The 13531-nt window shown below is 63.4% G+C and carries 16 protein-coding genes; 12 read left to right on the top strand and 4 right to left on the bottom strand.

Annotated features, from left to right (window positions below; genetic code table 11):
* Nucleotides 1-90: 90 nt before the first annotated feature.
* The 4 genes from msrA (at nt 91) to C0V82_RS15365 (ending at nt 1815) form a co-directional block, all read left to right on the top strand.
* Nucleotides 91-600 (top strand): peptide-methionine (S)-S-oxide reductase MsrA, encoded by a 510-nt coding sequence (gene msrA / locus C0V82_RS15380; RefSeq protein WP_102113044.1) that lies wholly within the window; start codon nt 91-93, stop codon nt 598-600.
* A gap of 73 nt (nt 601-673) precedes the next feature.
* Complete coding sequence (locus C0V82_RS15375; RefSeq protein WP_102113043.1) at nt 674-952, top strand: YciI family protein; 279 nt, start codon at nt 674-676, stop codon at nt 950-952.
* Nucleotides 953-1066: 114 nt separating this feature from the next.
* Nucleotides 1067-1480, top strand: coding sequence for an EVE domain-containing protein (locus C0V82_RS15370; protein ID WP_102113042.1), 414 nt, complete (start codon nt 1067-1069; stop codon nt 1478-1480).
* Nucleotides 1477-1815, top strand: a complete 339-nt coding sequence (locus C0V82_RS15365) for a Rieske (2Fe-2S) protein (protein WP_102113041.1) — start codon at nt 1477-1479, stop codon at nt 1813-1815. The genes C0V82_RS15370 and C0V82_RS15365 overlap by 4 nt, the downstream gene beginning before the upstream one ends.
* Before the next feature lie 7 nt (nt 1816-1822).
* On the opposite strand, the gene C0V82_RS15360 is transcribed toward C0V82_RS15365, so the two are convergent.
* The gene (locus C0V82_RS15360) at nt 1823-2044 is read right to left on the bottom strand and encodes a hypothetical protein (protein WP_102113040.1); all 222 of its coding nucleotides are present in this window, start codon (nt 2042-2044) and stop codon (nt 1823-1825) included.
* Nucleotides 2045-2346: 302 nt separating this feature from the next.
* Here C0V82_RS15360 and acs point away from each other — a divergent pair, with 302 nt between their 5' ends.
* A complete protein-coding gene (gene acs / locus C0V82_RS15355; protein WP_102113039.1) occupies nt 2347-4287 on the top strand; it encodes an acetate--CoA ligase in 1941 nt (646 codons plus the stop codon).
* Nucleotides 4288-4596: 309 nt separating this feature from the next.
* On the opposite strand, the gene C0V82_RS15350 is transcribed toward acs, so the two are convergent.
* Both C0V82_RS15350 and C0V82_RS15345 read right to left on the bottom strand, forming a co-directional pair.
* A complete protein-coding gene (locus C0V82_RS15350) occupies nt 4597-5871 on the bottom strand; it encodes a pentapeptide repeat-containing protein (protein WP_102113038.1) in 1275 nt (424 codons plus the stop codon).
* A gap of 6 nt (nt 5872-5877) precedes the next feature.
* Complete coding sequence (locus C0V82_RS15345) at nt 5878-6879, bottom strand: protein phosphatase CheZ (protein WP_245924103.1); 1002 nt, start codon at nt 6877-6879, stop codon at nt 5878-5880.
* 267 nt (nt 6880-7146) lie between these two features.
* Here C0V82_RS15345 and C0V82_RS15340 point away from each other — a divergent pair, with 267 nt between their 5' ends.
* Together C0V82_RS15340 and C0V82_RS15335 are read left to right on the top strand one after the other, a co-directional pair.
* Nucleotides 7147-8031 carry a ribose-phosphate diphosphokinase gene (locus C0V82_RS15340; protein WP_102113037.1) on the top strand — a complete coding sequence of 295 codons (885 nt, stop codon included), beginning with the start codon at nt 7147-7149 and terminating at the stop codon, nt 8029-8031.
* Nucleotides 8032-8043: 12 nt separating this feature from the next.
* Nucleotides 8044-9195 (top strand): serine hydrolase domain-containing protein, encoded by a 1152-nt coding sequence (locus C0V82_RS15335; protein ID WP_102113036.1) that lies wholly within the window; start codon nt 8044-8046, stop codon nt 9193-9195.
* On the opposite strand, the gene htpX is transcribed toward C0V82_RS15335, so the two are convergent.
* Nucleotides 9196-10155 (bottom strand): zinc metalloprotease HtpX, encoded by a 960-nt coding sequence (htpX, locus tag C0V82_RS15330; RefSeq protein ID WP_102113035.1) that lies wholly within the window; start codon nt 10153-10155, stop codon nt 9196-9198. It abuts the gene before it with no gap.
* Nucleotides 10156-10288: 133 nt separating this feature from the next.
* Between htpX and C0V82_RS15325 the strand changes: the two genes are divergently transcribed.
* From C0V82_RS15325 to C0V82_RS15305, 5 genes are all read left to right on the top strand, one after another.
* Complete coding sequence (locus C0V82_RS15325) at nt 10289-10465, top strand: succinate dehydrogenase assembly factor 4 (RefSeq protein ID WP_342752410.1); 177 nt, start codon at nt 10289-10291, stop codon at nt 10463-10465.
* A 155-nt stretch (nt 10466-10620) separates the two neighbouring features.
* Nucleotides 10621-11097: a thermonuclease family protein gene (locus C0V82_RS15320; RefSeq protein WP_102113034.1), complete on the top strand. Its 477-nt coding sequence runs from the start codon at nt 10621-10623 to the stop codon at nt 11095-11097.
* Nucleotides 11098-11446: 349 nt separating this feature from the next.
* Nucleotides 11447-11815: a 30S ribosomal protein S13 gene (gene rpsM, locus C0V82_RS15315; protein WP_102113033.1), complete on the top strand. Its 369-nt coding sequence runs from the start codon at nt 11447-11449 to the stop codon at nt 11813-11815.
* Nucleotides 11816-11833: 18 nt separating this feature from the next.
* Entirely contained in the window at nt 11834-12232 is a 399-nt protein-coding gene (gene rpsK / locus C0V82_RS15310) for a 30S ribosomal protein S11 (RefSeq protein WP_054168333.1), read from the top strand.
* A gap of 132 nt (nt 12233-12364) precedes the next feature.
* The gene (locus C0V82_RS15305; protein ID WP_054168334.1) at nt 12365-13381 is read left to right on the top strand and encodes a DNA-directed RNA polymerase subunit alpha; all 1017 of its coding nucleotides are present in this window, start codon (nt 12365-12367) and stop codon (nt 13379-13381) included.
* Nucleotides 13382-13531 lie beyond the last annotated feature (150 nt).

The following is a 13531-nucleotide window of genomic DNA, read 5'->3' as shown; positions in this document are numbered from 1 at the left end:
ACGCAAAGGTGCCCGCCGCCCGATACTGGACTTCATCACCCCAAGCCACCACATCTACGGGCCGAGCGTTAAGCTGAAAGGAATGAGATCATGGCCATCGAACGCGCCATTCTGGCCGGCGGCTGCTTCTGGGGCATGCAGGATTTGATCCGCAAGGTGCCGGGCGTTGTTGCCACCCGTGTCGGCTACACCGGCGGTGCCCTGACCAACCCCACCTACAAGGATGTGAAGACGGGCCGCACCGGCCATGCAGAGGCCATCGAGATCAGTTTCGACAATGAGAAGCTGACCTATCGCCGCCTGCTGGAATTCTTCTTCCAGATCCATGACCCGACGACGACCAACCGTCAGGGCAATGATATCGGCAGCCAGTACCGCTCCGCCATCTTCGTGGAGAACGCCGCCCAGGCCGAAACCGCCCGCCATGTGAAGGCGGAAGTGGATGCCAGCGGCCATTGGCCCGGCAAGGTGGTGACGGAAATCACCGATGCCGGCCCCTTCTGGGAGGCGGAGGATTTCCACCAGGATTATCTGGAACGCACGCCCAACGGCTACACCTGCCATTGGGTGCGCCCTGACTGGGTTCTGACGGGCCGGTAATGGCTGCCCCTGGACGGGGGGCGCCGCTGCGGCTAAAGCATGGGGTGGACATCGTAACCGACAGGGTCACCCCATGCTGTTCGCCATTTCCTGCCTTGATCATCCGAATTCTCTGGAGCTGCGGCTGACCAACCGCCCGACGCATCTGGACTATCTGAATTCCTATCTGGCCCAGATCGTCATTGCCGGTCCGCTGCTGGACGATGCCGGGGAAAAGCCGGTGGGCAGCCTGCTGGTCATGGATTTCGCCGACAAGGCCAGTGCCGAGGCCTTCGCCGCGGGCGATCCCTATGCCAAGGCTGGCCTGTTCCAGTCGGTCAGCATCCGCCCCTACCGCAAGGTTCTGCCATAAGGCCGTGGCACCCGGCAGGGTGCAGGCCGGCGACCGCCGGCCCGCCGCTCGTGCGGCGTAAGCCAAGCCGCCGGATGGCGGCGCCCGGCGACTGAGGGAACAAAGGAAAATACCATGGCCTATTGGCTGGTGAAGTCCGAACCGTTCAAATATGCCTGGGATAAGTTCGTGGCCGACGGCCGTACCCATTGGGATGGCGTGCGCAATCATCAGGCGGCCCTGAACCTGAAGACCATGAAGGTCGGCGAACGCGCCTTCTTCTACCATTCAAACGAGGGGTTGGAGATTGTCGGCATCGCGGAAATCGTGCGCGAGGCCTATCCCGACCCGTCCGACCCCGCTGGTCGTTTCGTCATGGTGGACCTGAAACCGGTGATGCCGGTGAAGACCCCCGTCACCTTGAAGCAGATGAAGGGTGATCCGGCCCTGGCCGAGATGCAGTTGATCAAGCAGTCGCGGCTGTCCGTATGCCCCGTCACCGATGATCAATGGGCTCATATCTGCGCTCTGGCCGGGGTGCCGGCATGAGCGGCGGCCACGTCCTGTGCCGGGTGGAGGACATCCCCGACGGCACGGCACGCGGCTTTGACTGGCCGAAGGGGGAGGTGAAGGTGAAGATCCTGGTGGCCCGCAAGGGGGACAGGGTCTTCGGCTACCGCAATGCCTGCCCGCATGTCGGCGTGCCCCTGGAAATGGACCCCGACGATTTCATGAGCATTGATGGTCGCTGGCTTCAATGCAGCACGCACGGTGCCCAGTTCCGGGTGGAAGACGGCATGTGCATCATTGGCCCTTGTGCTGGCCGCCCGTTACGGTCGGTACCGCTGACGGTGATAGATGGTGTGGTGGCAGTCAGGGAATAATCCACCGTCACCCCGCCTTTCGCATCACCTCACTGAAATCACCGGTTGCCGTGGCAATACGCCGCGACAGGCAGCGCGCGTCCGCCGCCGCATCGGCAAAGCCCGACGCACCTGCCGGCAGAGACGATAACAGCAGGTTCAGGGTCATCAGACTGGTGCGCAGGCCCAGCCGCGCCGGGTCATCGCCACTGCCGTGACTGCCGCCCTCTTCGGGAATCACCCCACTCATCCCCTGTCCGCCCTGTTTCCATGCAGTGTTAAGTAAATCATACCATGCTGTGCAACGCCCCGCACGCAGTATGGCGACCTCATCATTTCCCCGGAAAAACCGTTGAATGCGTCGAAATGCGCACGCGACGAATGTACATGTTCCAAACTCGACCGCCGATGCTTACATAAATTGCGTGAACGGACAGAACCCACAGGCGCGGAATACGCAAAAGCCAGGGGGTTCGGTTCAAGAGATAAGCGGGGCCGGCAACCGTCCGGCCGGTGATGTCACCACCCGCCAACCTTGGGAGAAACAACGCCATGAGCAGCCCAACCTTCTTTCCTGTCACGGAAGATGTGGCCGCAAGCGCCTGGGTCGACGAAGCCAAATACAAGGCGATGTACGAACAGTCGGTCAAGGACCCGGAAGGTTTCTGGGGTGAGCATGGCAAGCGCATCGACTGGTTCAGCCCTTATACCAAGGTGAAGAACACCAGCTTCGAAGGCGATGTTTCCATCCGCTGGTTCGAGGATGGCACCACCAACGTCTCCCACAATTGCGTCGACCGGCATCTGGCCACGCGCGGCGATCAGACAGCCATCATCTGGGAAGGCGACAACCCGGCGGAATCGGCCCACATCACCTATCGCGAACTGCATGAGAAGGTCTGCCGTCTGGCCAATGTGCTGAAGGCGCAAGGTGTGAAGAAGGGTGACCGCGTCACCATCTATCTGCCCATGATCCCGGAAGCGGCCTATGCCATGCTGGCCTGCGCCCGTGTCGGTGCCATCCATTCCATCGTCTTTGGCGGTTTCTCCCCTGACAGCCTCTATGACCGTATCGTCGATTGCGAAAGCAAGCTGGTCATCACCGCCGATGAAGGTCTGCGCGGTGGCCGCAAGGTGCCGCTGAAGGCCAATGTCGATAAGGCGCTGGAGAAGGCGCCGGGCGTCACGTCGGTCATCGTGGTCAAGCGCACAGGCGGCGACATCGCCTGGAAGGAAGGCCGCGATCACTGGTATCATGAGGAAACGGCCAAGGTTGCCGCTGACAACGCGCCAGAGGTGATGGGGGCCGAAGACCCGCTGTTCATCCTCTATACCTCCGGTTCCACCGGCAAGCCCAAGGGCGTGCTGCACACCACCGGCGGCTACCTCGTCTATGCCGCCATGACGCATCAATATGTGTTCGATTATCACGACGGCGATATCTACTGGTGTACCGCCGACGTGGGCTGGGTCACGGGCCACAGCTACATCGTCTATGGCCCGCTGGCCAATGGTGCCACGACCCTGATGTTCGAAGGCATCCCCAACTACCCGTCGGTCAGCCGTTTCTGGGAAGTGATCGACAAGCACAAGGTCAACATCTTCTACACCGCCCCCACCGCCATCCGCGCCCTGATGCGCGAAGGTGAGGGTCCGGTGAAGAAGACCAGCCGCGCCTCCCTGCGCCTGCTGGGTTCGGTGGGTGAGCCAATCAATCCGGAGGCCTGGCTGTGGTATCACGGCGTGGTCGGCGATGGCCGCTGCCCGATTGTCGATACCTGGTGGCAGACGGAAACCGGCGGTATCCTGATCACCCCGCTGCCCGGCGCCATCGGGCAGAAGCCGGGTTCGGCCACCCTGCCCTTCTTCGGTGTCCAGCCGCAGGTCGTGGATAATGAAGGCACGATCCTGGAGGGTGCCACGGAGGGCAATCTCTGCATCGTGGATAGCTGGCCTGGTCAGATGCGGACGGTCTTTGGCGACCATGAACGCTTCATCCAGACCTATTTCAGCACCTTCAAGGGCAAGTATTTCACCGGTGACGGCTGCCGCCGGGACGAAGATGGCTATTACTGGATCACGGGCCGCGTCGATGACGTGATCAACGTGTCCGGCCACCGCCTGGGCACGGCGGAGATCGAAAGCGCCCTGGTCGCCCATCCCAAGGTGGCAGAGGCCGCCGTGGTCGGTTATCCGCATGACCTGAAAGGCCAGGGTATCTATGCCTATGTGACGCTGAATGCCGGGGAGGACCCGACGGAGGAGTTGCGCAAGGAGCTGGTGACCTGGGTTCGCAAGGAGATCGGCCCCATCGCCACACCGGACCTGATCCAGTGGGCACCGGGTCTGCCCAAGACAAGGTCGGGCAAGATCATGCGCCGCATCCTGCGCAAGATCGCCGCCAACGAACATGAAGCCCTGGGCGACACCAGCACGCTGGCCGATCCCAATGTCGTCCATGATCTGGTCAGCAGCCGCATGAACCGGGGCTAACGGTTGATGGCGGTTTGAGAAAGGCAGCGGCGGGGGCAACCCCGCCGCCATTGCTGACTTTGGTCACCGTCTTTGTTACACTCTTCCCCTCAACACCATTCCTGCGCTCAGCCCCCATCGATGCCTCTGGCATCGATGTCAGCGGGCCGTGAATGGTGAAACACCCCTTTATTTTCTGTTTCATTTCGTTGCATCTGAACGGAGTCGCCTGACACGCAGCTCCGAATTCAGCAGATCGAAGAGAAGATAACAAAGGCCACCCCGCCCATGATGAGGGGGTGCTGCAAACAAAACGACCGTTGACTTACCTCAGCCCAGATTGATCCCTCGGGCCGCCTCAAGCGTGGCCCCCGTCATATCCGCCCCGTCCAGGACGGTCGCTGACAGGTCGGCGCCGGTGAAGTCGACCAGGGTCAGGTCGGCGCCGCGCAGGATGGCGGCGGCCAGGCGGGCGCGGACCAGGGACGTGCGCAGCTCGTGCCCGCGTGCCGTCTTCAGCTTGGAAAGGTTGGCCTTTTCCATGTTGGCGTCGATCAGGTTCGCGCGGTCCATGCAGGCACCACGCAGATCGGCGAAGCTGAGATTGGTGGAGCGCAGGTCGGCGCCTGACAGCTGTGCCGCCTGCATCTGGGCACCGCGCAGGTCGGCGCCGCGCAGGTTGGCCCCTGTGGCCTTCATCAGGGTGAGGACACGGCCCGCCATGTCAGTGCCCGACAGGTCCAGGCCGCTGATATCCAGCTGATGGCCGGCTTGCCCGCCAGTAGCCACCCATTGCGCATGAGCACGCAGCATGGCGTCCAGCCGTTCGGGCGGCGGCGGGCTGTTGGGCACCTCCTCCGGCGACGGTGGGGCCGGGGGCATGTCGGGCGATGGCCCGACGCCGCGCTTGGCCGCTTCCTCATCGGTGCGGATGGCGGATTGCAGTGCCTGGGCCGAAACCTTGGCCCCCGACAGGTCGGCCCCGCGCAGGTCAGCATCGGCCAGGTCAACACCATCCATATTGGCGGATTTGAACTGGGCATCGCGCAGATCGACGCGAGCCAGCTGCGCACCGGCCATAGTGGCACCGGAGAAATCCGCCTCCCGCGCACAGGAACCGGTCAGGCGGGCCCGCGTCAGGTCGGCATTGATCATCACGGCGGATGAGATGTCGGCGGGCCCGATCTCCAGGCCCAGCACCCTGAAATCGGTACGCGTGCTGACGGCCATGTTGCCATCGCGCAGATCACATTCCACCATCTTGGCGCCGCGCAGGATGGCCCCGCGCAGGCTGGCGGCACGCAGGTCGGTACGCATCAACTGCGCGCCCGACAGATCGGCATTGGACAGGTCGCAACCGAACAGGTCAGCATAGTCCAGCTTGGCCCCGACAAAGCTGGTGCCACGCAGGATGGCGCCCGACAGGTTGGCATTGGTCAGGTTGCGGGCATTGAAGGACATGCCCGACAGGTCGAAGAAAGGCAGACTCAGCTTTGCCCCGCCCTGCATACCCGACAGGTAGGCCAGATGCCGTTCGCACGCGCGGTCCAGCTGCGCCTGGGACAGACGCACGCGGGGAGCGACATTGTTGCCGTCTGCGGACATGGCGGCTTACCCGAACAAGGCGTCGATATCGGCCTGCGACACCGTCGCACCCGCTGCCGGCGGCGGCGGGGGTGGTGGGGGAGGCGGCGGCGGGGGAGGAGGTGGCGGAGGTGGTGGGGGCGGAGGGGGCGGAGGGGGCGGTGGTGCCATCTCCTCCTCCGACAATCCCCAATCATCCATATTATTCAGATCATCATTGGCATCGGCCTTGGCTTGTGTCGCCGGACCATCCAGACTGTCGAACAGGGCGTCGATATTGGCCTGGCTGACGGCCTCCAGCGCCGGGCCGTGCAGCAGGTGCTTGTCCGGGCGGTCATCGTCGGGGCGCAGGGCGATAAGGCCGTCGGAACCGACCTTCTTGCTGCCGACCTCCGTATCCTCCACGCCCCAGATCTCGATCATGGTGTTCACGCGCTGCTCGATATAGCGCAGTGTGTTGACGACCTTGGTCGTGCGCTGACCGGTAATGTCCTGGAACGAACAGGCGGTCATGATCTCGATGGTCTGGGCATCGATATCGTTGGTGATGTCGCTGGACGGCAGGCGGGAAACCAGGGCCTGAATCCGTTCCGTCGCGTTCAGAATGTCGGAGGTGGCGCGCTCTGTGGCGGTGACAATGGCGTCCAACTCGTTCGTGGCCGCCATGATGCGGTTGGCACCGGCATCCATGGGGCGCAGTTGGGCGATTTCCTGCCGGGTCTGCTCGATATAGTTGGAAAGCTGTTTCAGCTCCTCCCGCATGATGTGGATATGCGGGCTCTGGTCGGCCACCGCAGCAGCAGCAGCGCCGCCGGTACCACCGATCCCCTGCAGGCGGCCCACCTGTTCCGTCATGCTGGACAAGAGCGCGCGCCAGTCATCCTGGGCCACGATGCGTGTCTGCCGGTCGCGCTGACGCAGGAAGGCGCGACCACGGGCGGACGCCATCAGCGCCTCCTCCAGGGCAGCGTACTCCTTGTCGGAGAGTTCCAACGGATCCATGCCGCTGCTACCGCCAAGCCCCCACATCGGGCCACCCCTTTCAAACGACGCCAGAGCAAAGATGCCGCTAACGCAACGACCGAAGCAAGCCGCCTGTCAGCGGTCCCCGGAACAATTGCCGAAGTATGAACCACGCCCCTGGATATTACAGTCGATAATTAAAAACGCCAAATTTCGCCATACTCATTTGCCATCCCCCGCTTCGGGCGTGCGTCGCGGGGCCGCTCCGGTGTATTTTGACCCCGTAGGTCACAAGAGCGGCCGACCCAGCGGCCGTGTGGGGATGGAACAAGCATGGATATTCTGATCGGCTTTCCAGAAGGCGCGGCATTGGCCGGCAACCTTGCGGCGCGCACGGGCCTTCCCCTGCACCAGGTTTCGCTGCACCGATTCCCCGATGGTGAAAGTCTGGTCCGGCTGGAAGCAGCCCCCGAACGCGCCGTCATCGTGCGGTCGCTGGATCAGCCCAACGCCAAGCTGGTGGAGTTACAATTTCTGGCCGGCGCCCTGCGCGAACGCGGCGCCAAGGAACTGACCCTGGTGGCCCCCTATCTGGCCTATATGCGCCAGGATATGGAGTTCCGGCCCGGCGAGGTGGTGAGCCAGCGCATCATGGGCCGCTGGCTGGGCGGGCTGTTCGACCGGATCGTCACTGTCGATCCGCATCTGCACCGCACTCATGATCTGGGCGAGGTATTTCCCGGTGGCCGTTCCGCCGCCCTGACCGCCGGCCCCCTGCTGGGTGCCTGGGCCAGGGCACAGGGTGCGGCGGACCAGGGCTGGATCGTCCTGGGTCCCGATGAAGAATCGGACCATCTGGTGGAAGGGGCCGCCAGCGCCGCCGGTGTGCAGGGCATTGTCGGCCTGAAGGTGCGGCGCGGCGACCATGACGTGTCGGTCGGCCTGCCGGCAGGCACCAACCTGACGGGCCGTACAATCCTGTTCGTGGATGACATTATCAGTTCCGGCGGCACGCTGATCGATGCCGCCAAGGTGGCCTATGCTCATGGGGCGGCCCGGGTCCTGGCGGCCACGGTGCATGCCGTCTTCCCAATGGAGCGGCTGGAAGCTTTCAAGGCGGCGGGCATCGACAGTGTCGTATCTGCCGACGGCATCCCGCATCCGACCAACGCCATCGGCCTGTCGGACCTGATTGCCGATTGTCTGGCGGTTCTCTGAAGGGGTGACAGCATGGTGCGGCGGCTGCGGTGGCTTCTGGCGGTTATTGCGCTGACATTCGTGGCCGCCGGTGCGCGGGCGCAGACGGACCTGACGCCTGTTTTCCAGCAGGCGCTGGAAAAGGCGGCGACCGCCCTGCTCGACAGTCCCGGCATCGCCGTGATTGTACAGGCCCCCCGCCGCGGTATCGACTGGCGCAGTGCTGTCGGCAAGGCCGATCCGGCGGGCACTGCCCTGACGCCCGACCATCCGTTCCGCGTGGCCAGCATCACCAAGGCCTTTGTCGGGGCCGCCATTCTGCGGCTGGAGGAAGAGGGCAAGCTGTCACTGGCGCAGCCCATCGCCCTGCTGATCGCGCCGGAAACGGCGGCACTGCTGCGCAGCGGCGGCTACGATCCCGACCGCATCACGGTTCGGCAATTGCTGGACCATACCAGCGGCCTGCGCGACTTCTATGATGACCCTGCCTACGAAAAGGCAATGCTGTCACAGCCGCAGCGGCGCTGGAGCCGGGCCGAGCAGATCGCCATCGCCATGAAGGTCGGCCCCGCCCATGGCGCGCCGGGGGAGCGTTTCCATTATGTGGATACCGGCTACTCCCTGCTGGGCGAGATCCTGGAGCGGACCACGGGTAAGGGTATGGGGCCGGCCCTGCGCCAACTGCTGCCTTATGAAAGACTGGGGTTGAGCCACACCTGGCTGGAAAGCCTGGAGCCTGCACCAGCGGGGGTGAAGCCACGCGTCCACCAGTATGCATCCGGTGTCGACATGACAGCGGCGGACCCATCCTATGATCTCTATGGCGGTGGCGGGCTGGTCTCCACGCTTGATGATGTGGGACAGCTGTTCCGGGGCATCCTGCGGGGTCAGGTCTTTCGGGACCCCGCCACCCTGGCCTCCGCCCTGACCCTGGTCACCGCACAATCGGGCGAGGGCTATATGATGCAGGCGCGTCCGGCCCTGTTCGCGCCGGAGAAGGTGGGGCCACATTCCTGTCTGGGTCTTGGCGGTTATTACGGGGCGCTGGTGGTGCATTGCCCTTCCATCGACCTGACCATCGGTTTCAGCGCCAATACGGCCAATCCCGACAGTTTCGACGTGGCCAGCACCTTCATGGCGGCGGTCGGGGCGGCGTTGGGCACGACACCGTCCGCCGCCCGGTAATCAACCCCAGGGCAGACCGCGCTTACGCGTACCACCCGCATCCGGAACGGTGCCGCCCCGACGGCTGGGCCCGCTGGCCGGGCGTTGCGGCGGGACGGAGCCGCCCATCACCATACTGCGCAGGCGACGCACACGCTCCGCCGTGCTGGGGTGGGTAGAGAACAGGCTGTCCACGCCCCGCCCATGCAGCGGGTTGATGATGAACATATGCGCCGTCGCCGGATTGTTCTCCGCCGCCTGATTGGTCACGCGGGCCGCCGTGCCCTGGATACCTTCCAACGCATCGGCCAGCCAGTCGGGCCGGCCACTGATCTCCGCACCCATCCGCTCGGCCTCATACTCGCGTGAGCGGCTGATGGCCATCTGCACCAGCATGGCGGCTAGCGGGGCAAGGATGGAGACCAGGATCACACCGACAAAGCCCAGCGGGTTGCTGCGATTCTCGCCATCATTGGAGTTGGAGCCACCGAAGAACATGGCGAAATTGGCCAGCATGGACAGGGCACCGGCCAGCGTCGCCGTGATGGTCATGATCAGCGTGTCGCGGTTCTTGATATGCGCCAGTTCATGCGCCATCACGCCCGCCACCTCCTCCGCCGACAGGCGGTTCAGCAGACCGGTGGTGGCGGCGACCGCGGCATTCTCCGGGTTCCGACCCGTGGCAAAGGCGTTGGGTTGGTCATTATCGATGATATAGACCTTGGGCATGGGCAGTTCCGCCCGCTGCGCAAGGCGCTGTACCATCGTGTAGAATTGCGGGGCAGTCGTAGCATCCACCTGGCGCGCGCCATACATGCGCAGCACCATCTTGTCGGAATTCCAATAGGCAAAGGCGTTCATGGCCACGGCCACGCCCAGCGCGATGACCATGCCCGACTGCCCGCCCAGCATAAAGCCGACGGCCAGGAAAAGGCCCGTCAACCCAGCCAGCAGCATGGCGGTGCGGAAATAGCCGTTCATGTTTCTACCCTAAGGCTCCTTCGTGCCTGATCAGTTAGGCAGCCCAGCTGGCCACCCACCCAGATATGGCCCCAGCCCTGCCCGCATCAAGGCTTGGCAGGGCAACGGTCACGCGCCATATCTGCGCCGCAAGATGATGGAGAAGACCATGACCGACGAGAAGAAGACCCTTGAACAGGCCGCCACGGACCAGACCCCGGTCCGCAAGCCGCCCGTCAAGCAGCCGCCCGGAGAGATTGGCGGCCCCGCCGGCCCGGAGCCGACCCGCTTTGGCGACTGGGAATTCAAGGGGCGTTGCAGCGACTTCTGATCTTTCCGGTTGCATTAACGCCTACTAGTAAGTTCATTTTGCGCTAATGATCCTAAGTGTATTCAACTTAGGACGAAGGTCTTAGATTCCTGTTCCGTTCTGGACGGCTTCAGCTTAGATTATGTGAAAGCCCCATCAACGGATCTCCTATACCCATGTTGCGCCCGCGCCCCCTGCTGCTGTCGGCCCTGGCTGCCGCCCTGCTGATGCTGGGCACGGTGCCGTCGCTGGCGGTCAGCCGGGTTAGCGGCCCACTGGCGGCACGGGTAACGGAAGTGGTGGATGGCGACACGCTGGGTGTGCGCGTCACCATCTGGTTGGATCAGGAAGTAACGGCCAGGGTCCGGCTCGACGGGATCGACACGCCGGAAAGCCGGTCTGACTGCGCCGATGAAAAACGCATGGCGCAGGAGGCGCGGCAAAAGCTGGCGACGCTGGTCGCGCCCGCGACGGAAGGTAAAGGCGATGGAACCATCCGCCTTTACGATGTCGAGTATGATAAGTATGGCGGACGGGTACGCGCGCGCGTCACACTCGCCGATGGCACCGATCTCGCCCAGGCCATGATCAAGGCCGGCCATGCCCGCCCCTACAAGGGCGGCAAGCGCCAGCCCTGGTGCGCGGGGACGTGATACGGACGAGCAGCCGGAGGAGTTCAGCCATGCGGCAAACCCTTGCCCGCCCATGCTTCTCGCACATTGTTGCGGCTTGACTCCGATTTGCCCCTGCCTATACTCCGCGCCTCTGATCCTGACCCAAAGGGATTGGACGCGCGCGATCATGCCCACCCGTCAGCCTGGAAAGGCTGGGGGAGGATCATGTCGTGCGTATGCATTTGGAGGCCCTGGCATCCGCCGGGTTTCTTCGGATGAGATGTCCCGAAGCCGACCGGACGCCCCGCCACGGGTACCGGAGCCGGCAGGCGGGATGTGGACGAAGATCGTCCGGTCATCGTGGCCGGACATAACGAGGAGAAGACACGTGGCGCGTATCGCTGGCGTCAATATCCCCACCGCAAAGCGTGTGGTGATCGCCCTTCAGTACATTCACGGCATCGGCCCGAAGTTCGCTTCTGACATCTGCGCCAAGGTCGGCATCCCGGCTGAGCGTCGTGTCAATCAGCTGACCGACGACGAAGTTCTGCGCATCCGCGAGACCATCGACGCCGACTACAAGGTCGAAGGCGACCTGCGTCGTGAAACCGCCATGAACATCAAGCGTCTGATGGACATGGTGGCTTATCGTGGCCTGCGTCACCGCAAGGGCCTGCCCGTTCGTGGTCAGCGCACGCATACCAATGCGCGTACCCGCAAGGGCCCGGCCAAGCCGATCGCCGGCAAGAAGAAGTAAGAGACGGAGTAAGACCAAATGGCCAAGCCCAATGCCAACGCCGCACGTCTTCGCCGTCGCGAGCGCAAGAACATCACCTCTGGCGTCGCTCATGTGAACGCCAGCTTCAACAACACCATGATCACCATCACCGACGCCCAGGGCAACACCATTGCCTGGTCCTCGTCGGGCACGATGGGCTTCAAGGGTTCGCGTAAGTCCACGCCCTACGCCGCCCAGATGGCAGCAGAGGACGCGGGCCGCAAGGCCCAGGAGCATGGCATGAAGACGCTGGAAGTCGAAGTGAAGGGTCCGGGTTCGGGCCGTGAATCGGCTCTGCGCGCTCTGCAGTCGATCGGCTTCCAGATCACGTCCATCCGCGACGTGACGCCGATCCCGCACAACGGCGTTCGCCCGCCGAAGAAGCGTCGCGTCTGATTTCTGTTAGTCATCGTCCCGGAACAGCATCCGTTCGGGAAAGGCCGCCACACGCCATCGTGGCAGCCCAGAATAGAACGGATATCCCTGTTCCGGGACCTTGTTTTGTCCCCGATGGCATGAGGCACAGCCGTGATCCAGAAGAACTGGCAGACTCTCGAAAAGCCGAACAAGTTGGAAATCACGCCGGGTAACGACCCGAAGCGTGAAGCCCTGATCGTTGCCGGCCCGCTTGAGCGTGGTTTCGCTCTGACGTTGGGCAATTCGCTGCGTCGCGTCCTGCTGTCGTCCCTGCAGGGTGCCGCTGTCACGTCGATCCATATCGACGGCGTGCTGCATGAATTCTCGTCGATCCCCGGCGTGCGCGAAGATGTCACGGACATCGTCCTGAACATCAAGGCCATGGCGCTGAAGATGGGTGCCGAAGGCCCCCGCCGCATGCGTCTGCGCGCCGAAGGTCCGTGCAACGTCGTTGCCGGCATGATCGACACCGGCGCCGACATTGAGGTGCTGGACCCTGACCACGTCATCTGCACGCTGGATGCCGGCGCGCGGCTGAACATGGAACTGACCGTTCATTCGGGCAAGGGCTATATCCCCGCTTCCATGAATCGTCCGGAAGATGCCCCGATCGGCCTGATCCCGGTCGATAGCATTTTCTCCCCCGTCCGCAAGGTCGCCTACAAGGTGGAAAACACCCGCGTCGGCCAGACCACGGACTATGACAAGCTGCTGCTGACCGTTGAGACCAACGGCGCCGTCACGCCGGAAGACGCGGTGGCCATCGCCGCCCGCATCCTGCAGGACCAGCTGCAGATGTTCATCAATTTCGAGGAGCCGCAGGCAGCCGTGGCCGAGTCGAAGGCGGACGAGATCCCCTTCAACAAGAACCTGCTGCGCAAGGTGGACGAGCTGGAACTGTCGGTCCGTTCGGCCAACTGCCTCAAGAACGACAACATCGTCTATATCGGCGATCTGGTGCAGAAGACCGAGGCGGAGATGCTCCGTACCCCGAACTTCGGCCGCAAGTCGCTGAACGAAATCAAGGAAGTGCTGGCCCAGATGGGTCTGCATCTCGGCATGGAAATCCCGAACTGGCCGCCCGAGAATATCGAGGACCTGGCCAAGCGTCTGGAAGAGCCGTACTGAGCTTGACCTTTCAGGCGGCGGTCCCTATGGTCCGCCGCCTTAACTTCTGGGCATTCCGCCCAAACCTTGCCGTACTGGCCCGAAAGGGTACCGGCGCTTGCAAGGATCGCCATCGGTTCCGCCCAGCGGGGCCATGCTATGAAGGAGAGT

Origin of the sequence: Niveispirillum cyanobacteriorum (assembly GCF_002868735.1) — a bacterium.
Taxonomy (GTDB): Bacteria; Pseudomonadota; Alphaproteobacteria; order Azospirillales; family Azospirillaceae; genus Niveispirillum; species Niveispirillum cyanobacteriorum.
The sequence above is the reverse complement of the archived record's forward strand: the minus strand, read 5'-3'. Positions and strand labels throughout refer to the sequence as shown.